Genomic DNA, 17,634 nt, shown 5'->3' with positions numbered 1-17,634 from the left:
GCCTGCTTTCGCCACGGCTTCAGAGCGAGAGATGGGCCGGAAGGGGTTTGAGCCGGTGCGGTCGAGAGAGAGCGCTGCCCGGCTTGATCCTGACTTGCTCTCCCGAGGAATCCCCGATGAACATGATTTCCGCATCCGCGGCGGCATCCGCCACCGCGCCGCTTCCGCGCGACCACGACGCCGAGACCGCAGCCCGCATATTCACCGCTGCCGGCCTACTGCTGCCGCATCTGGAGCGCGGTCAGCGCGTCGATGCCGCCACGCTGCGCGGCGCGATGGAAGCGGGTTTCGGCGCTTCCGATGCCACCGGCGCCTGGACCTGGAAGCTGGCCTATGATGCCTGCGAGGCTGCGACCGTCCTCTTCCTGCGCAAATACGGCAATGTGCTTTTCCGTAAAGCCGCCTCGAAGTCGGCGATCCTGCCGCAGCTCGGCAAGATCTCCGGGCTTCTGCCGACGCATACGCGCCGCTCGGAAGAAGCGCAGACCTTCCAGCAGTTCTCCACCCCGATCCTGCTCGGTTTCGCGGCGGTCACGGCGGCGGCGATCACGCCTGCCGACCGTGTGCTGGAGCCCTCGGCCGGCACCGGGCTCCTCGCCATCCTGGCCGAGATCGCCGGCGGCACGCTTCTCGTAAATGAACTGGCCGAGATGCGCGCCGGCCTGCTTTCCTCTCTCTTTCCGGCCCTTTCCGTTACCCGCTTCGACGCGGCCCAGATCGATGACCATCTCGATCCCTGCCTTGTCCCGACCGTCGTGCTGATGAATCCACCGTTCTCGGTCATGGCCAATGTCGAGGGGCGCATGCGTGACGCCGCCTTTCGCCATGTCGCTTCGGCGCTGGCGCGTCTTGCGCCCGGCGGACGGCTCGTGACCATCACCGGCGCGAGCTTCGCCCCCGATAATCCGGCGTGGACCGCCTCCTGGACCCGGCTGCAGGAACGCGGTCGCGTCACCTTTTCCGCCGCCATCGACGGCTCGGTCTATGCCAAGCAAGGCACCACTGTCCCGACCCGGCTCACGGTCATCGACAAGCTGCCGGCCGAAGATGCGGCGGTGTTTCCGGCAGCGCCTGGTGTCGCGCCGGACGTGGCCACGCTGATCGCCTGGCTAGCCGACCTGCTTCCCACGCGGCTGCCGGTCGATCCCGGCCTGACGGTGCCGGTCGCACGACCCACCGCGCCCCGCACCGTGCGCGGCTACGTCAACCGCGCCGCGCGATCCGCGCCCGCCGCGCCCCTTGCGGAACCGGAGGCCGTGCCGGTCGCCTACGAGACCGTGGATTGGGAACCGGCCGAGGGCGGCGGCCTCTCCGACGCGATCTACGAGGAATACGGGCTTCAGACCATCCGCATCGACGGGGCGCAGGCGCATCCTACCCAGCTCGTGCAGTCGGCCTCGATGGCGAGCATCGCGCCGCCGAAGCCCAGCTATCGGCCGACGCTTCCCAACGACATTCTCGGCAAGCTGTCCGAGGCGCAGCTGGAGACCGTGATTTATGCGGGCGAGGCCCATGGGGGCTTCCTCGCCGGGGGCTGGACGATCGATGACACGCTCGACAATCTCGCCGCCGCGCCGGAGGATGCCGAGGGAGCAATCCGTTTCCGTCAGGGCTTCATGATCGGCGACGGCACCGGCGTCGGCAAGGGTCGGGAATCCGCCGCCATCATCCTCGACAACTGGATGCAGGGGCGGCGTAAGGCGATCTGGATCTCGAAATCCGACAAGCTGTTGGAGGACGCGCAACGTGACTGGTCGGCGCTCGGCATGGAGCGGCTGCTGGTCACGCCGCTGTCGCGATTCCCGCAAGGCAAGCCCATCACGCTGAACGAAGGCATCCTGTTTCTAACCTATGCCACGCTGCGCTCCGACGACCGGGGGACAAGGGTTTCCAGGGTCAAACAGATCGTCGAATGGTTGGGCACAGACTTCGATGGGGTGGTGATTTTCGACGAGGCGCATGCCATGGCCAATGCCGCAGGAGGCAGGGGAGAACGCGGCGATGTCGCCGCCTCGCAGCAGGGCCGTGCCGGGCTGCGCATCCAGCATGCGCTTCCCGATGCCCGAGTCGTCTATGTCTCGGCCACCGGCGCCACCACCGTCCACAATCTCGCCTATGCGCAGCGGCTCGGTCTCTGGGGCGGCGAGGATTTCCCCTTCTCGACCAGGGCGGAGTTCGTCGAGGCGATCGAGGCCGGCGGCGTCGCGGCGATGGAGGTGCTGGCCCGCGACCTGCGGGCGCTTGGCCTCTACACCGCCCGCTCGCTGTCCTTCAAAGGCGTGGAATACGAGTTGCTCGACCACGAACTGACCCCTGAACAGGTCCGCATCTACGACAGCTATGCCGATGCCTTCGCCATCATCCATAACAATCTCGATGCGGCGATGCAGGCCGCCAACATCACCGGCGGCGAGGGCGGGTCCGGCACGCTGAACCGGCAGGCCAAGTCCGCCGCCCGCTCGGCCTTTGAGAGCGCCAAGCAGAGGTTCTTCGGGCACCTGTTGACGTCGATGAAAACCCCGACGCTGATCCGGTCCATCACGGCCGATCTGGAAGCGGGACATTCTTCCGTCATCCAGATCGTCTCGACCGGCGAGGCGCTGATGGAACGGCGGCTGGCAGAGATCCCCACCGAGGAATGGGGCGATCTGAAAATGGACCTGTCGCCGCGCGAATATGTCCTAGATTACCTTGCCCATTCCTTCCCGGTCCAACTCTACGAGCCGTTCACCGACAGCGAGGGCAATCTGTCCTCGCGCCCGGTCTATCGTGATGGCCAGCCGGTCGAGAGCCGCGAGGCCGCGGCCCGGCGCGACGAGATGATCGCAAGCCTCGCCAGCCTGCCGCCGGTTCCCGGCGCGCTCGACCAGATCATCCAGTATTTCGGGACCGACACGGTGGCCGAGGTCACGGGTCGTTCGCGCCGTATCGTCCGCAAACGCAGCGTCACCATCGACTGGCTCGTCGTGGAAAGCCGCGCCGGTTCGGCCAACCTGGCCGAGACGCAAGCCTTCATGGACGATCAGAAGCGCGTGCTGGTCTTTTCCGATGCGGGCGGCACGGGCCGGTCGTATCACGCCGAACTGTCGGCGAAGAATACCCGGCTGCGTGTCCACTATCTCCTCGAAGCCGGGTGGAAGGCGGACGCCGCCATCCAGGGCCTCGGCCGCACGCATCGCACCAACCAGGCACAGCCGCCACTGTTCCGACCGATCTCGACCAATGTGAAGGCCGAGAAGCGCTTCCTCTCGACCATCGCCCGCCGTCTTGACACGCTGGGCGCGATTACGCGCGGCCAGCGCCAGACCGGTGGTCAGGGCCTGTTCCGCCCGGAAGATAACCTGGAATCGCATTACGCCCGTGACGCGCTGCGCCAGCTTTATCTCCTGCTGGTGCGCGGCAAGGTCGACGGCTGCTCACTGGAGCGGTTCGAGGCTGCCACCGGGTTGAAGCTGATGGATGCGAACGGCATCAAGGACAATTTGCCGGCCATCACCACCTTCCTCAACCGGCTGCTGGCGCTGACCATCGAGCTTCAGGGCATCCTCTTCACCGCCTTCGAACAACTTCTGACCGCCCGCATCGAGGGCGCCATCGCCTCCGGCACCTATGACGCCGGGCTGGAGACCCTGCGCGCCGAGAGCTTCGTAGTGACGGATCGGCAGGTGATCTACACGCACCCGCGCACCGGGGCCGAGACCAGCCTGCTGACCATCACCGAACGCAGGCGCAACCGCCCGGTGACGCTCGACGCCGCGCTGGCGGAACTCGACGATCCCCGCGCCAGGCTGCTGATCAACGAGCGCTCAGGCCGGGCAGCGGTGCAGATCCCCACCACCAGCGTGATGTTGGACGATGGCGAGATCGAGCGCCGCGTCCGGCTGATCCGGCCGATGGAAGCGCAGAACGTCCAGGTCAGGATGATGCGCGAGACCCATTGGGTCGAAGCCGACAGGGATGCCTTCGCATCGGCCTGGGAAGCCGAAGTCGCGGAGGTGCCGGAGTTCGCCGAGTCCACCTTGCACATGGTGACGGGCCTGCTGCTACCGATCTGGAAGCGGCTGCCGAACGACTCCACTCGCGTCTATCGGCTTCAGTCTGACGCCGGCGAGCGCATCATCGGCCGCAAGGTCTCCCCGGCTTGGGCGGCCAATGCGACCGAGACCGGCATCACCTCGGTCTCGCCGGACGATGCCTTCGCGGCGCTGCTGGAAAGTCGGACCATCCTCGATCTCGCTGAGGGCCTCCAGCTTCGCCGGGTCCGGGTCATGGGGGCAAACCGGATCGAGCTGTCGGGTTTCACCGACACCATGCGCCAGCGCCTCACGGCCTATGGGCTGTTCCACGAGATCATCTCCTGGAAGCTGCGCATGTTCGTGCCGGTCGATGCCAGCGGTCCGGCGATCCTCGGGAAGCTCTTCGACCGCTGGCCGGTCGAGCGCATCGGCGAGCGGGAGGCAGCCTGATGCCCAGGCACGACGCATCCGAACTGGCGATCCGCCTTGGCCGAGAGGCCGAGGCGGTCTGCCGCCACTACCTGTCGTCCGGCCACCGCGCCGGGCGATACTGGCTGGTCGGTGACGTGCAGAACACCCCAGGACGCTCCATGTTCGTGCGACTGACCGGCCCGGAATCCGGCAAGGGTGCGGCGGGCAAGTGGAGTGACATGGCGACGGGAGAGCATGGCGACCTTCTCGACGTCATCCGCGAGGCGCTCGGCCTCGCCGATTTCAAGGACGTGGCTGAGGAAGCGCGCCGCTTCCTCGCCCTCCCGCATCCCGAACCGGCAAAGACGAGAGCGCCGACCGACAGCACATCCGGCGCGGCACCCGGTTCGCCTGAAGCGTCGCGGCGGCTCTTCGCCATGGCGCAGCCGATCCACGGCACCCTTGCTGCGATCTACCTCAACCGGCGAGCGATCACCACGCTCGAAGGCACCACCGCGCTGCGCTACCATCCCCGGTGCTATTACAGGCCCAACGAGCATGCGCCCACCGAGATCAGGCCGGCGGTGGTCGCCGCCGTCACCGATCTCACCGGCCACCAGACCGGCGCGCATCGCACATGGCTCGCCCCGGACGGTTCCGGCAAGGCGCCTGTCGAGACACCGCGGCGGGCGATGGGCGACCTTCTCGGCCACGCGGTCCGCTTCGGCATCGCCGATGAGGTGCTCGCCGCCGGCGAGGGCATCGAGACCGTGCTGTCGCCGCGCCAGGTCCTGCCCCGCATGCCGATGCTGGCGGCGCTTTCGGCCGCTCACCTCGCCGCCATCCTGTTCCCGCCGTCGCTGCGCAGGCTCTATGTCCTGCGCGATCGCGACCCGGCCGGGGACGGTGCAAGAGACCGACTGGCCGCCAGAGCAGCCGATCTCGGGATCGAGGCGGTCTCGCTCATGCCGCGCGAGGGCGATTTCAACGATGATCTGCGACGCCATGGCGCCGATGCCCTCGGGGCGGCCTTGAAGGATCAGCTTCATCCCGAAGACGTCCGCCGTTTCATGGAAGGGTGAGGGTGTGATCGGCCCCGGAGGCTCGGTCCGGCTCGGCCTCTGCCGGTTTCGTTCGCTTGGCATCGGCAGGTGCATCCACCGCCGGAGAGTCCCGCACCCACGGCCTTCGGAGAGGGCGATCGGCGCACAAACGGGACGGGCAGGCAATGGCCGGGAGCGACTAATTTCCGCCGGCGGGGAGCCACCCCACGCGACAGGTCGCGTGGGGACCCCGTCTCTGGCCCCGCCTTTGCATCGCGAAAGGCAAATTAGCCGCACCCGGCCATCAAGGCCCTCGCCGAGCGGGCGAGGGCTGTCAACCCGTCCCGCCCGTGCGCTTCGACGCCTGCGAAGGCCGCGATGGGCGCGGTCTCCAGACGAAGGACGCAACCGATGACGTTTGATCCCGAATATGCAGGGGCCGAGCCGGTCCACACCTCCTCCCAGACCGATCACGCCCTCACCGAACTCCAGCTCTACGGCTGGCGCCCGTTCCAGGACGAACCTGATCCCCGGCCGCTCCCCGAGGGCAATACCGTCGCTGTAGCCGTCACAGACATCTTCGACGCCCTTGTGGCGACGCTCAGTGACACCCGTCTCGAACCCGATCTCGAAGAGCTGCTCTGGGGGGCCGCCAATCTCTTCCACCGCGCCACCAGCCGGGTCGAACGCGATCTAGACGCCAACGAGCAGGCGCAGCGCCGGATGCAGCGGGAACAGGACGGCAGCGAGGTGAAGTCGGTCGAACTCGAACGCCTTACGGCCGAGGGGCAGACCCTGATTGAACGGCGCGCCAGCATGGAACTCTTCCGCGACCTCGCCGCCGAGGCTTTCGAGCACCACACCGGCAGCGCCTGGCGGCCGCGCACCGGCTCGATGGTCAACCATCGCAACCTGACTGCCGCGATGATCGACTCCAGAGACTTCCTTGCCGCCAAGCGCCGGGCCGAGACCGAGGTGATGCTGCCCGCCGGCCCTAAGGTGGCCGTGACCGGCGGCGCCGACTTCAACGATCACCGCCTGATCTGGGCGAAGCTCGATCAGGTCCATGCCAAGCACCCCGACATGGTGTTGCTGCACGGCGGGTCGCCGAAGGGAGCCGAACTGATCGCCTCCCGCTGGGCCGATCACCGCAAGGTGCTTCAGGTCGCCTTCCGGCCCGACTGGACCAAGCACGCCAAGGCCGCGCCGTTCAAGCGAAACGATGCCATGCTGGACGTGCTGCCGGTCGGCGTCCTCGTCTTCCCCGGTACCGGGATTCAGGAGAATCTCGCCGACAAGGCCCGCAAGCTCGGCATCCCGGTCATGAAGTTCGACGGCGGGGCGTAAGTCCCGCCGCCTGGCGGCTTTAAGCCGCCGAACCTTGACAGAAAACGCCGCCGCGCCTTTGATGGAACATCCTTGCAGAACCGGCGAAGCAGCATAGTCGCAGGCGGAGCGTATCTCCCGGCAGCCTGTCGTGATCCCCAACCGTTCTCTGGAGGTTTCCATGACGCTGATCCTGCTCGCCATCTCGCTCAGCATCGCGGCCTGTGTGATCGCCTACAATCTGGCGATCTATGCCTTGCCCGTCATGGCGGCGATCACGACCGCGCAATATGCCTGGGGCGCGGGGGCCGGTGTCGTGATGTCTGGCCTCATGGCCATCGGTGCCGCTTTGCTCTCGATCGCCCTTGTGATCCTGGTTCTTGGCTTCGCGAGGAACCCGGCCCTGCGGCTCATTGCGCTCGCTCTCTTCGCCGTGCCCGCCGTCATCGCCGGCTATGCCCTTGTCTATGGCATCACCAAGAACGCCATCGACTCGGGGCTGGTTCTCAACCTGCTCGGCGGCATGGGCGGCCTTGTCATCGGCATCTCGGCCATCGTCAATCTGAACGCCCTCGGCGAGTCGGTGTTCTCGCGCTGAAACGGCGGACGCGATCAGCCACTTCTGAGGAAGACTGGCAGCTTGCGCCATCGGGCGACGGTCGTTCCATCAAAGACGGAAAGTCGGTCCGACGCAGCATGTCACCATCGCACCCGGTCTGCTTCGCCCGGCTCTGGAAATGGGACATCGGTGCGTACCCGCAGTCCCGTGCGGTCGATGCCCCGCTGCATCGGTCCACGTCGTTTCGTGGGGCCTCCGCGAACACCTTCCTTGCCCCTTCACGATGCTGTGGGACCGAGCCTTTGGCCGATGAAGCAGGACGGTGTCATAGCGGGCATGAGAACCCGATAGCCTGTTCGATCACATCGCGGATGACAGGGCCTTCCGGCGGCGGACACGACGTTGACCGGCAAAGACGGTTGAACGAGTGCCATGCCGGTGGTCTCGGTTCGCAGGGGGCCTGCCTGGCCGCTGTCGCCAGCAAGGACGATGGTTCTGCTGTGCGTCCCCGATCTGCTTTCGAAAGCACCATCCCTCCGCCTGACTGATCCCCTAAGTCCGTTCGGCTTCCACCAGCAACCCCCGCGGCTCCCAGCCGTGTTGCCGCGCAAGCGCGGCTGCCCGCCCCACCTGGGGCCTTGGGGGCAAGCTGCAGCAAGGGCGGCAGTTGCAGGAGTCTTCCGACGGCCTTGGCCGGGTCTCGTCGGAGGGACGGTCCCTCCGAGGAGCAACGGAGACCTACAATGCAGAACATCGTCATCCTCGCCGGCAACATCGGCCAGGCCCCCGAAACCCGCACCACCCAGGGCGGCACCGGCATCACCCACTTCACCCTGGCCACCTCGCGCCCCCGCTATTCGGAAGGCCGCGTCCTGCGCGACGAGAACGGCTATCGGGTCCAGGACACCGAATGGCACCGCATCACCTGCTTCAACGGCCTCGGCAAGACGGTCCAGCAGCATTGCGACAAGGGCATGAAGGTTCTGGTTCGCGGCCGCATCCACTACACGAAATGGACCGATGCCGCCGGGGTCGATCGCTACGGCTGCGAGATCATCGCCGAGACGGTCGATTTCCTGAGCCGGGCGAAGCAGACCGAGAACGACGACGGCAAGTTCATCGACGACGATGACATTCCGTTCTGATCGGGAACCCGAGGCCCGGCGGCGCAAGCCGCCGGGTTTCTCCCCTGTCTCAACGGATCGCGCCCGCCGCCTCTGGCAAGGTCCAGCGACCGAATCAGACGGGCATGGACGAGGGCGTCGCCTCTCTATCCATGATAATTGCACCTGAATTTCGGCTGGCGCTCATAGCAAGAACGACTATTATAGTCGTAGTTCTGGAGTGCGTGCATATCCCGGTGGGAGGTGATCATGTATGATCACCTCTCGCCAATCACGGGCTGCGCGCGCGTTACTGGGATGGACACAGGAGACGCTCGCCGACAAGGCCCAGGTCGCATTGACCGCACTCAAACGCCTCGAATCCCAAAGCGGGCTCGAGGTGTTCGAGTCCACCCGCGACCAGGTGCGCCGCGCTCTCGAAGCGGCCGGGATCGTTTTCCTGTCGACAGATAAGGGCGAGGGCGTGTTGCTGCAACACAATGGAGCCAACACCGACAAACGGTGAAATAGCGGCCAGCGTGATGTCAGGTTCTCGTCAAAAGGAATGGCTATCTTCCGCCGAAGATGGTTAACAAATACGTTACCCGAACGTGAGCGAATGATGGGCCGCGCGACACAGACATATCTCGACACACCACCGTCCAGCCAGACGCTGACGTCTTATGATCGCGAGCACATGAAGCGCTACATGCGCCTTCTCGATGCCGAGCGTGATGGCGCCGATTGGCGCGAAGCTGTGCAGGTTCTCTTTGGCCTCGATCCAGAGTGCGATCCCGACCGCTGCCGCTCCATCCATGATACTCATCTCGCTCGCGCGCATTGGATGACCGAACACGGCTACCGCGAACTGGTCCGCGAAAGTCAGCGCAAGACCTGACCCGTGATGCGTGCCGCGCATCACCTGTTGACCAGCGCCTGACTTCCGAAACGCAACTCATGCGGGAATCTTGAGCCTTCCCTATTCGTTTGAGTGGATTCGGGAGGCCGCGATGACCCCTGACGCATCGACCTGGCGTTCTTCGGCGCAATACGACCATCTGGATGAACTGACGGCATCCGATCTGGCCTGGGAATGGCTGCGCCGCAATGACGATTATGACGCAGATTTTGAAGCCTCGATTGCCGACCAAGGAGACCCCCAACCGCTGACCGAACGGATCCGGCAGCGCTGGGGGTTGCGATTTCCCGGTCGATCCGCTGGTCCCGCCGCCCGATGCGCCGGTCTTCTGGCTCCCAGCGGAGGACACAAGTGTGGTGGTGCTGACCGAAGTCCCTTTGGAACTTGGCGACAGCACTGACGGCGCTCCGCTGAACTGGCGCCTCGACTTCTCGGTCGAGAACGCTGGCGCAGAGTTCCACGTCCCGCTTGGCAATGGGCAGAAGCTCCAGATCTTCGACGGCGCCATTAAGGGGGACGCGATCGCGGTCGCCGTCGTCCCTCTCAGCCTCGCCGGTTTCGACCGGATCGAGGCCATTCAACGCTTCCTTTCCGCCCTGCATGGTCGCGCGATCCCGCCGGATACACGCATGACACGCCAGCAACGCGCGCGCCTCCGACGGATGCTGCGGGCCTTCGATGGCCATCGGGCTGGTGCCACGCAGCAGGAGATCGCGCGGGTTCTTCTGAACACCGGCCGGCTTGACCGGGACGAATGGCAAGCATCCTCGGCCCGTCATGCCATCAAGGCACTCCTGCGCGATGCCCGTGCAATGGTCGCCGGCGGTTATCGGAAACTCCTTCGTCATCGCCGCCCACGATAGCGCGGGTTTGCGCCGGCAACAGCCACTTCGTTGCGCCCGTCGCGGGCGCGTGGCTCTTCGGTGCCACGCTGCTATACAAGATCAACTCCAGCACCAATGCGCGTATGCGCGGGCGGCTGGTGCTGAACGGATCGACCGAAATCCGAGATCAAAGGGCGAGATTTCAGGGGCGCACGCCTCCGAGGCGACGGCGCTCTGGCTGCAGACCATGGCGCCGCTCGCGCAGGGCGACACCGTCGAGTTGCAGGGCACCTTTCGCGCGGCGGATGGGTATTTCGCGGCCGATCACACGTCGTTCTGGGGCTGCAAGGTCGGTTGAGCGGCGGAAGGGAGAAGTGATGACACCACCCGTTCCGATCAGGGCTTTGTCCGCATGCCGGACGCCGAGTTCGAGGCGATCCTGACGCGCACGGCGGAAGAAGGCGCAAAACGCGCACTGGCGGATATCGGCCTCGACGGCGAAGAGGCCGCGCCGCCGGATTAAGCGGCGATGGCCGACAATGCCCCGCAGTCAGACGGAGGGGCGGCTGCCTGGCAGGGGTGCCCTCGCGGGTGCCGGCCGATGCTCCGGGGCCGCTTGCTCGAAGTCGCAGAGGATCGGGCAGTCGGGCCGGTGGTCGACCGCGCAGGCGTCCGCCAGCGTCGTGAGCGTGGTGACCATGTCCTCCATCTCGGCGATCCGATGCCGCAGCTCCTCGATGTGCTGAAGAGCGACGCGCTTGACATCGCCGCTCTGCCGGCTGCCGTCACGCCAGAGGTTCAGGAGCTTCTGGATCTCGGGCACCGAGAAGCCCAGATCGCGCGCGCGACGGATGAAGCGCAGCATGTGGACGTCGGTGTCCGAATAGTCGCGATAGCCCGATTGGGTCCGGTTGGCGGGAGGGATGAGGCCGGTCTGTTCGTAGTAGCGGATCATCTTGGCGGAGACTCCCGAGGCGTGGGCTGCTTGTCCGATGTTCATGGGTGGCTCCTTTGGTTGGTGGTGAAGATGAGCGGAACGGCCGCTGGCGGAAAGATGACGTCGTGCGTGACGTGCGTGATATTGGTCATGACGGTCTTCCAGGCTAGGGGAATGACCGGGACGCACTCTGGCGCCCCGGTCGGCGCGGGTGGCGATCACTCGGCAGGTGCAAGCCGGCCGGACATGGCGGGGCTGGCGGTCGCTGGGGCCGTCGGATCGGTCCCCATCGGCGGCGTGAAGCGGCGCAGGCGGAGCGCGTTGCCGAGCACGAAGACCGAGGACAGCGCCATCGCCCCGGCGGCGAAGACCGGCGACAGCAGAACCCCGTAGGCCGGGTAGAGCACGCCCGCCGCGACCGGGATCAGCGCGGTGTTGTAGGCGAAGGCCCAGAACAGGTTCTGCCGGATATTGCCGATCGTCGCGCGCGACAACGCGATGGCGTTGGGCACGCCCTTGAGGCTGCCCGACATCAGCACCACGTCGGCGGCCTCGATCGCCACATCCGTTCCGGTGCCGATGGCAAGGCCCACATCCGCCTCGGCCAGCGCCGGGGCGTCGTTGATGCCGTCACCGACATAGGCCAGCGTCCCATGACTGGTCTTGAGACGGCGCACGGCCTCGACCTTGCCTTCGGGCAGCACCTCGGCCACGACCTCGTCGATGCCTAGCCGCCGGGCGATGGCTTCGGCCGTGCGGCGGTTGTCGCCGGTGATCATCGCAACCTTCAGGCCGAGGTCGTGCAACGCCGCGATCGCGGCCGGCGTCGTCTCCTTGATCGGGTCGGCCACGGCGATGATCGCCGCCAGCTTGCCGTCGATCGCGGCGTAGAGGGGCGACTTGCCCTCGTTGCCGAGACGCTCGGCGATCTTGGCGAAACCGGCCACGTCATGGCCAAGCTCGGCCATGTAGCGGTCTGCGCCGATCTCGACGGGCTTGCCGCCGGCCACGGCCCTGACGCCGAACCCTGTCACCGACTCGAAGTTCGAGACGGCGGGCAGCGTAAGGCCTTCCCCGGCGGCCGCGTCCACGATCGCACGGGCGATCGGGTGCTCCGACTTCTCCTCGACCGCGGCGACGAGGCTCAGGACCTCGGCCCGCTCGAACCCGGCGGCCAGTTCCAGATCGGTCAGCGCGGGGGCGCCTTCCGTCAGCGTGCCGGTCTTGTCCACCGCCACGACCCTGGCATCCTTCAGCAGCTGGAGCGCTTCGCCCTTGCGGAACAGCACGCCCATCTCGGCGCCGCGCCCGGTGCCCACCATGATCGAGGTCGGCGTGGCGAGGCCCATCGCACAGGGGCAGGCGATGATCAGGACCGCGACGGCGTTCACCAGCGCGAAGGTCAGCGCCGGGTCGGGACCGAAGAAGAACCAGATGCCGAAGGTCAGCGCCGCCACCGCCATGACGGCCGGGACGAACCACATGGTGACGCGGTCCACCAGCGCCTGGATTGGCAGTTTCGAGCCCTGCGCCTCCTCGACCAGGCGGATGATCTGCGCCAGCACCGTGTCCCCGCCGCCCGCAGTGGCGCGAAAGGCGAAGGCGCCTTTCTGGTTCACGGTGCCGCCGGTCACGGCAGCGCCCGCCTGCTTCTGGACGGGGATGGGCTCGCCGGTGATCATCGATTCATCCACCCAGCTCTCGCCCTCGACCACCTCGCCGTCCACGGGGACGCGCTCGCCCGGACGGACCTCGACGAGATCGCCGGGAGCCACGTTGGCCACCGCGATGTCCTCGACGCGGCCGCCCCGGCGCACGCGCGCGGTCTTGGGCTGCAGGCCAACAAGGCGGGTGATCGCCTCGGAGGTGCGGCCCTTGGCGCGCGCCTCGAGATAGCGGCCGAGCAGGATCAGCGTCACGATAACGGCTGCCGCCTCGTAATAGACGTTGACGGTGCCCGCCGGCAGCAGGCCGGGGGCGAAGGTGGCGACAAGTGAATAACCGAAAGCCGCCAGCGTGCCGACCGCGACAAGGCTGTTCATGTCAGGCGCGCCACGGAACAGGGCGGGAAGGCCCTTCTGGTAGAAGCGGATGCCGGGGATGGCGAGGACCAGCAGCGTCAGCGCGAACTGGATATACCAACTGGCCTGCATGCCGATGGTGCCCGCGACGAGGTCATGGACGGCGGGAATGAGGTGGCTGCCCATCTCGAGGACGAAGACCGGCAGGGTCAGCGCCGCCGCCAGGATCAGGTCGCGCCGCAGCGTCTCGCGCTCGGCCTCCTTGCGGGCGTTGGCCTGCGCCTCATCGGCCCCGCCGCCGTCGATCAGCCGCGCCTCGTAGCCGGTTTCGGTGATGGCCCGCAGCAACGCGCCGGCATCGGCCGGGCCCGTGACGGTCGCGCGCTCGGTGGCGAGGTTGACGGTCGCCGAAGCAACGCCGGGCACCGCCTGCAGCGCCCTTTCGACCCGGCCCACGCAAGAGGCGCAGGTCATCCCCTCGATGGCGATCTCGACCGCACCCTGGGGCTTGGGCACGTCATAGCCCGCGCTTTCCACCGCACCCACCAGCGCGGCACGCTCGACCGGCGCGCTGAGACGGATGTCGGCGCGCTCGGTGGCCAGGTTGACATTTGCCGAGGCGACGCCGGGCACGGCCCGCAGCGCCTTCTCGACCCGGCCCACGCATGAGGCACAGGTCATGCCCTCGATGGACAGGCTGATCGGGGGCAGATTGATGCTGCCGGCTCCGGGCTCGCGATCTCGCGCTGGGGCGGTCATGAAGGGGGTCTCCTTGAAGCTATTCCATCATCCGCCAAGGGAAATAAGGGTTCCCATCGCTGGAAGGTCAAGACCTGTCAGGATCGATTCTTTCCTCTTGACCTTCCAACGATGGGAAACCCTATCTCACCTTGCATGAGACGAACCACAGGAGGCACTCATGCAGTTCCACATTGAAAATATGACCTGCGGCGGCTGCGCGTGCGGCGTGACCAGGGCGATTCACACGGTTGATCCCGCAGCGAACGTCGAGGCCGATCCCCCGAAGCGCAAGGTCGTCGTCACCTCCGGGCAGCCCCGCGCCGCCTTCGAGGCCGCGCTGGCCGAGGCGGGCTTTCCCGTCGCGCCGGTGGGGACGGTCGCCTGATGAACAAGCTGTCCGTTCTGTTCATGGCGACCGCGCTTGCCGCCGCGGGCGGACTGGCCGTTGCGCAATCGCAGATCGTGGATGAAGGCGTTACGATCACGGATCGTTCGGACATGGGTCATGGCGCGCATGGTGCGGCTGCCTCCGACAGCCCGGCAGTTCAGGCCTACATGGCCGCAAACGACCGCATGCATGCCGGGATGGCCGTCGAGTTCAGTGGCGACGCCGACGTGGATTTCATGCGCAGCATGATCCCGCACCATCAGGGCGCCATCGACATGGCGCGCGTCGTGTTGGGACACGGCGAGGACCCGCAGATCCGTGCCCTCGCCGAAGACGTGATCGCGGCGCAGGAGGGCGAGATCGCCATGATGCGCGAGTGGCTGGCCGCCCGCGGTCAGTAACAGGCTCGCGCCCCCCAAGGGATAGCGAGGGCCCGCCAATGAGACGGCGGGCCCTATTGTTCTGACCGACCGCGGCTCGGTGCCTGGCCGGTAGCTGGCGCCGGAGCGAACTCCGGCGCCGATCGCTCAGCGCGCCGGGCCGCCGTAGACGATGCCGTTCGGGCGATCGCCAACCGGCACTGTCTTGACCACTTCCTGGCTCCCCACGTCGATGATCGACACGGTATCGTCGGCGATGTTGGTCACGAACACATAGACCCCGTCCGCCGATGCCGATACTCCATGGGCGCCGCGGCCGGTGGTGATGGTCTTCACCACCTGACCGATTGCGGTGTCGATCACGGATACGGTGTCGTTCGGCTCGGCCTCGGTGCCCTGATTGGCGACATAGACGAATTTCCCATCCTGCGTCGCGATGAGCTGGATCGGGTTCGGCCCGACGTCGATCCTGTTCGTCACCTCGCGGGTTGAAGTGTCGATCACGGCGACGCGGTTCTCGTCGCGCAGCGAGACATAGACCTGATCGCCCGAGGGCGTGAACCCGACCTGAACCGGCGCGGTCCCGATCGGAATGCGCGCGACCTCGGACAGCGCCTGGGTGTCGATGACGGACACGGACCCGTCCTCGACATTGGCCACGTAAAGCTGGGTCTCATCCGGGCTGAGCCGTAGGCCGTGCGGATAGTCCCCCGTCGCGATACGCCCGATGACTTCGGCCCGTGCGAGATCGACGACCGCGATCTCGTCTCCGCCGGCCAAGGAGACATAGGCGCGCCCCTGCCGGTCAGCGACCACATGGGCCGGGTGCGAGCCTACCGCGACGGTCGCCTTGGGCGCCGAGAGGTTCTGCGGATCGAGAATGACCAACAGACCCTCGGCCGCACCGTCCCCGCCGTGCCCATGCCCGTCCGACCCGTGATCCCCTTCGACGGCAGGATCGCCAACGGCCAACAGCAGCTTGCCGTCAGGCGTCAGGTCGACGTTGTGGGGCGCGATCGGGATCAAAACCGTGTCGACCGCTCCGGTGGCGAGATTGATGGCGCTGATGGAATTGCCGCCTTCATTGGCGGACCAGACAGTCCCGCCGGTCTGACCAAAGGGCGCAGGTGCCTCGCCGGCCTTCGCCTCCAGCCATGCCTGCATTTCGGCGATCTCGCCTTCCTGCACCGCGATGATCTGCTCCGCCCCCTCCCTTGTCTTCGGGTCGTCGCCATACTGCAGGACGATCCGGGCCATATCGATCGCGCCCTGATGATGCGGGATCATGCCCCGGACGAAGGCGACATCCGGATCGTCGGCCATGACGCCGTCCATCATCGGTCCGTGCATTTCATTCATCGATTCGACGTAGGCCCGGGTGAAATCCGGAAGGCTTTCGTTAACCGGGGCCGCCCCGGCGTTCGGCGCGCCCATCATCCCCTGCATCATCCCACCCTGCATCATCTGGCGCATCGCGCCCATGCATTCCGGGGTCATGGCCTGGCACTGCTCGGGCATCATCCCTTGCATGCCGGGCATCTGGCCTGAAGGCGGCGTTGGCGCGGGCGCCTGCTCCGCCTGTGCGGGCGGGGTTCCCGGGTGATGGGTGTCATGTCCGGCCTGCGCGAGAGCAGCGCCTGGCAGGCCTGCCAGCAGGCTGACAGTAAGGGCGATTACGATTGCTGTTCGGTTCATTGGATTTCATCCTCTGGTTCCGGAGCACCGGCCCGGATTTGCGGGCGCGGCTCTCCATCCTGTTCGTTTGTCTTTCGGGTTTGCGCGGAGCGGCCGGAGACGTCTCTCGTCCTCGCGGCGATCCCTGCGCATCACGCAGCGATGAGACGTGGCGGCTTCAGGATGCCTTCGGGTGATCGGTCGTGCGGATCAGTGCGCACAACCGTGAAAACCTCACCGTTCACGGACGGGCCGAACGTCGGCGGCGCGACGAGAACCGCGGCGGCCAGACAGATCTGGCAGCAGTCCGCCGGACCCTGGCCACTGTCCTCGTTCAGGCAGCCTGCCGATTGATCTGCGCCATGCTCGTCCGGCAGGTGAGGCTGGGCGCAGTGGCTTGCCGTGGCGGCGACCTGCTGCTGGTGGATGGCGTGTCCGGCGGGGCCGGCATGTACCGGGACCTGCAGAACCAGGGCGCCGATGGCAAGCAGCAGGATGCAAACCGCAAACTGGCGCAATCGACCGCATCTCACCCGGAAGGCAGCTCGCACCCGCCCGGTCATGCGCCACTTTCCTTCCCGGCGGCACGCCGGGCCAGTGCGATGTCGCGTTCACGTCTCCCGCCACCCGACGCCGCGAGACCGCCCCGCTGACGGAGGCAAGCCGCCTCGGCCAGGTGCTGTTTCGGATCATTCGCAAGTCGGGCGATCATGTCGGCAGCCCCGTGTCAGATTTCCCGTGGACCGAGAAAGCGCCCGAAGCTCCGGACGGTCGGGCCGAACAGGAACGCTTCATAGGGCTCGGGATCGACGCCCGGAAAATCCATGCCGGGCGAGCCGGCCGGCATGCCGGGAACGGCCAGCCCCGTCGCGTCAGGCCGCTCGGCCAGAAGGCGGCGGATGGCTGCGGCAGGCACATGGCCCTCGACCACGTAGCCGCCCACCTCGGCGGTGTGGCAGGAGGCCAGTTCGGCCGGGACGCCGAGCCGCTGCTTGAGGCTGTCCATATCGGAGGATTCTACCACCTTCACCGGGAAGCCTGCGGCCTCGATATGCGCGACCCAGCCATCGCAGCAGCCGCAGGATGGATCCTTGCTGACGCTCACCAGCGGCAGCGCTTCGGCATGTCCCCGCCTTGGCATGGACATCAGCAGGGGCAGCGCGCCGGCAGCGGCCAGAACGGTGCGCCGGCTGATGGGGTGATCGTTTCTCATCGTCAAACCTCGTTTCATGGATTCATTATCTCGCCGTCACGGTCCGGGCGCGACGCACGAAGGGGTGAGCAGGTGCTTG

At 66.7% G+C, this 17,634-nt stretch carries 17 protein-coding genes; 12 read left to right on the top strand and 5 right to left on the bottom strand.

Translation table 11 applies throughout. The features are described from left to right. Positions 1-116 precede the first annotated feature (116 nt). From FNJ84_RS18775 to FNJ84_RS22245, 10 genes are all read left to right on the top strand, one after another. Positions 117-4,466 (top strand): strawberry notch family protein, encoded by a 4,350-nt coding sequence (locus FNJ84_RS18775; protein ID WP_088233767.1) that lies wholly within the window; start codon positions 117-119, stop codon positions 4,464-4,466. Further along, positions 4,466-5,509, top strand: coding sequence for a toprim domain-containing protein (locus tag FNJ84_RS18770; protein ID WP_058099097.1), 1,044 nt, complete (start codon positions 4,466-4,468; stop codon positions 5,507-5,509). Before FNJ84_RS18775 ends, FNJ84_RS18770 begins: the two co-directional genes overlap by 1 nt. Positions 5,510-5,881: 372 nt before the next feature. After that, positions 5,882-6,817: a DUF2493 domain-containing protein gene (locus tag FNJ84_RS18765; RefSeq protein WP_058099096.1), complete on the top strand. Its 936-nt coding sequence runs from the start codon at positions 5,882-5,884 to the stop codon at positions 6,815-6,817. Positions 6,818-6,977: 160 nt separating this feature from the next. Further along, positions 6,978-7,394, top strand: coding sequence for a hypothetical protein (locus FNJ84_RS18760; protein WP_058099095.1), 417 nt, complete (start codon positions 6,978-6,980; stop codon positions 7,392-7,394). Positions 7,395-8,098: 704 nt separating this feature from the next. Beyond that, entirely contained in the window at positions 8,099-8,500 is a 402-nt protein-coding gene (locus FNJ84_RS18755; RefSeq protein ID WP_058099094.1) for a single-stranded DNA-binding protein, read from the top strand. A 232-nt stretch (positions 8,501-8,732) separates the two neighbouring features. Then, a complete protein-coding gene (locus tag FNJ84_RS18750; RefSeq protein WP_143794785.1) occupies positions 8,733-8,984 on the top strand; it encodes a helix-turn-helix transcriptional regulator in 252 nt (83 codons plus the stop codon). A 93-nt stretch (positions 8,985-9,077) separates the two neighbouring features. Further along, positions 9,078-9,356 (top strand): DNA -binding domain-containing protein, encoded by a 279-nt coding sequence (locus FNJ84_RS18745; RefSeq protein WP_143794791.1) that lies wholly within the window; start codon positions 9,078-9,080, stop codon positions 9,354-9,356. Between the two features lie 70 nt (positions 9,357-9,426). After that, entirely contained in the window at positions 9,427-9,777 is a 351-nt protein-coding gene (locus FNJ84_RS18740; RefSeq protein WP_238986825.1) for a transcriptional regulator domain-containing protein, read from the top strand. Beyond that, entirely contained in the window at positions 9,731-10,240 is a 510-nt protein-coding gene (locus tag FNJ84_RS18735) for a DUF2285 domain-containing protein (protein ID WP_227493460.1), read from the top strand. Before FNJ84_RS18740 ends, FNJ84_RS18735 begins: the two co-directional genes overlap by 47 nt. A 373-nt stretch (positions 10,241-10,613) precedes the next feature. Continuing rightward, positions 10,614-10,724: a DUF6127 family protein gene (locus FNJ84_RS22245; RefSeq protein WP_223191438.1), complete on the top strand. Its 111-nt coding sequence runs from the start codon at positions 10,614-10,616 to the stop codon at positions 10,722-10,724. Positions 10,725-10,751: 27 nt separating this feature from the next. Here FNJ84_RS22245 and cueR read toward each other — a convergent pair whose 3' ends face one another. Beyond that, positions 10,752-11,201, bottom strand: coding sequence for a Cu(I)-responsive transcriptional regulator (cueR, locus tag FNJ84_RS18725; protein WP_143794784.1), 450 nt, complete (start codon positions 11,199-11,201; stop codon positions 10,752-10,754). A 155-nt stretch (positions 11,202-11,356) separates the two neighbouring features. Beyond that, positions 11,357-13,918 (bottom strand): heavy metal translocating P-type ATPase, encoded by a 2,562-nt coding sequence (locus tag FNJ84_RS18720; protein WP_143794783.1) that lies wholly within the window; start codon positions 13,916-13,918, stop codon positions 11,357-11,359. Positions 13,919-14,078: 160 nt separating this feature from the next. Here FNJ84_RS18720 and FNJ84_RS18715 point away from each other — a divergent pair, with 160 nt between their 5' ends. Together FNJ84_RS18715 and FNJ84_RS18710 are read left to right on the top strand one after the other, a co-directional pair. Further along, a complete protein-coding gene (locus tag FNJ84_RS18715; RefSeq protein WP_058099090.1) occupies positions 14,079-14,285 on the top strand; it encodes a heavy-metal-associated domain-containing protein in 207 nt (68 codons plus the stop codon). Then, positions 14,285-14,689: a DUF305 domain-containing protein gene (locus FNJ84_RS18710; protein ID WP_058099089.1), complete on the top strand. Its 405-nt coding sequence runs from the start codon at positions 14,285-14,287 to the stop codon at positions 14,687-14,689. The genes FNJ84_RS18715 and FNJ84_RS18710 overlap by 1 nt, the downstream gene beginning before the upstream one ends. Before the next feature lie 126 nt (positions 14,690-14,815). On the opposite strand, the gene FNJ84_RS18705 is transcribed toward FNJ84_RS18710, so the two are convergent. The 3 genes from FNJ84_RS18705 to FNJ84_RS18695 form a co-directional block, all read right to left on the bottom strand. Continuing rightward, on the bottom strand, positions 14,816-16,363 hold the full coding sequence (locus FNJ84_RS18705; protein WP_143794782.1) for a DUF305 domain-containing protein: 1,548 nt from the start codon (positions 16,361-16,363) through the stop codon (positions 14,816-14,818). A 131-nt stretch (positions 16,364-16,494) separates the two neighbouring features. Next, positions 16,495-16,905 carry a hypothetical protein gene (locus FNJ84_RS18700; protein WP_058099087.1) on the bottom strand — a complete coding sequence of 137 codons (411 nt, stop codon included), beginning with the start codon at positions 16,903-16,905 and terminating at the stop codon, positions 16,495-16,497. A 164-nt stretch (positions 16,906-17,069) separates the two neighbouring features. After that, entirely contained in the window at positions 17,070-17,555 is a 486-nt protein-coding gene (locus tag FNJ84_RS18695) for a DUF411 domain-containing protein (protein WP_058099086.1), read from the bottom strand. Between the last annotated feature and the right edge of the window lie 79 nt (positions 17,556-17,634).

Source organism: Paracoccus sp. M683, assembly GCF_007096355.1.
Classification (GTDB): domain Bacteria; phylum Pseudomonadota; class Alphaproteobacteria; order Rhodobacterales; family Rhodobacteraceae; genus Paracoccus.
The sequence above is the reverse complement of the archived record's forward strand: the minus strand, read 5'-3'. Positions and strand labels throughout refer to the sequence as shown.

Bases quoted from the DNA above. Each gene is read 5' to 3' on its own strand.
- FNJ84_RS18775 (WP_088233767.1), top strand. From the start codon at position 117: ATGAACATGATTTCCGCATCCGCGGCGGCATCCGCCACCGCGCCGCTT.
- FNJ84_RS18770 (WP_058099097.1), top strand. From the start codon at position 4,466: ATGCCCAGGCACGACGCATCCGAACTGGCGATCCGCCTTGGCCGAGAG.
- FNJ84_RS18765 (WP_058099096.1), top strand. From the start codon at position 5,882: ATGACGTTTGATCCCGAATATGCAGGGGCCGAGCCGGTCCACACCTCC.
- FNJ84_RS18760 (WP_058099095.1), top strand. From the start codon at position 6,978: ATGACGCTGATCCTGCTCGCCATCTCGCTCAGCATCGCGGCCTGTGTG.
- FNJ84_RS18755 (WP_058099094.1), top strand. From the start codon at position 8,099: ATGCAGAACATCGTCATCCTCGCCGGCAACATCGGCCAGGCCCCCGAA.
- FNJ84_RS18750 (WP_143794785.1), top strand. From the start codon at position 8,733: ATGATCACCTCTCGCCAATCACGGGCTGCGCGCGCGTTACTGGGATGG.
- FNJ84_RS18745 (WP_143794791.1), top strand. From the start codon at position 9,078: ATGATGGGCCGCGCGACACAGACATATCTCGACACACCACCGTCCAGC.
- FNJ84_RS22245 (WP_223191438.1), top strand. From the start codon at position 10,614: ATGCCGGACGCCGAGTTCGAGGCGATCCTGACGCGCACGGCGGAAGAA.
- cueR (WP_143794784.1), bottom strand. From the start codon at position 11,201: ATGAACATCGGACAAGCAGCCCACGCCTCGGGAGTCTCCGCCAAGATG.
- FNJ84_RS18720 (WP_143794783.1), bottom strand. From the start codon at position 13,918: ATGACCGCCCCAGCGCGAGATCGCGAGCCCGGAGCCGGCAGCATCAAT.
- FNJ84_RS18715 (WP_058099090.1), top strand. From the start codon at position 14,079: ATGCAGTTCCACATTGAAAATATGACCTGCGGCGGCTGCGCGTGCGGC.
- FNJ84_RS18710 (WP_058099089.1), top strand. From the start codon at position 14,285: ATGAACAAGCTGTCCGTTCTGTTCATGGCGACCGCGCTTGCCGCCGCG.
- FNJ84_RS18705 (WP_143794782.1), bottom strand. From the start codon at position 16,363: ATGAACCGAACAGCAATCGTAATCGCCCTTACTGTCAGCCTGCTGGCA.
- FNJ84_RS18700 (WP_058099087.1), bottom strand. From the start codon at position 16,905: ATGACCGGGCGGGTGCGAGCTGCCTTCCGGGTGAGATGCGGTCGATTG.
- FNJ84_RS18695 (WP_058099086.1), bottom strand. From the start codon at position 17,555: ATGAGAAACGATCACCCCATCAGCCGGCGCACCGTTCTGGCCGCTGCC.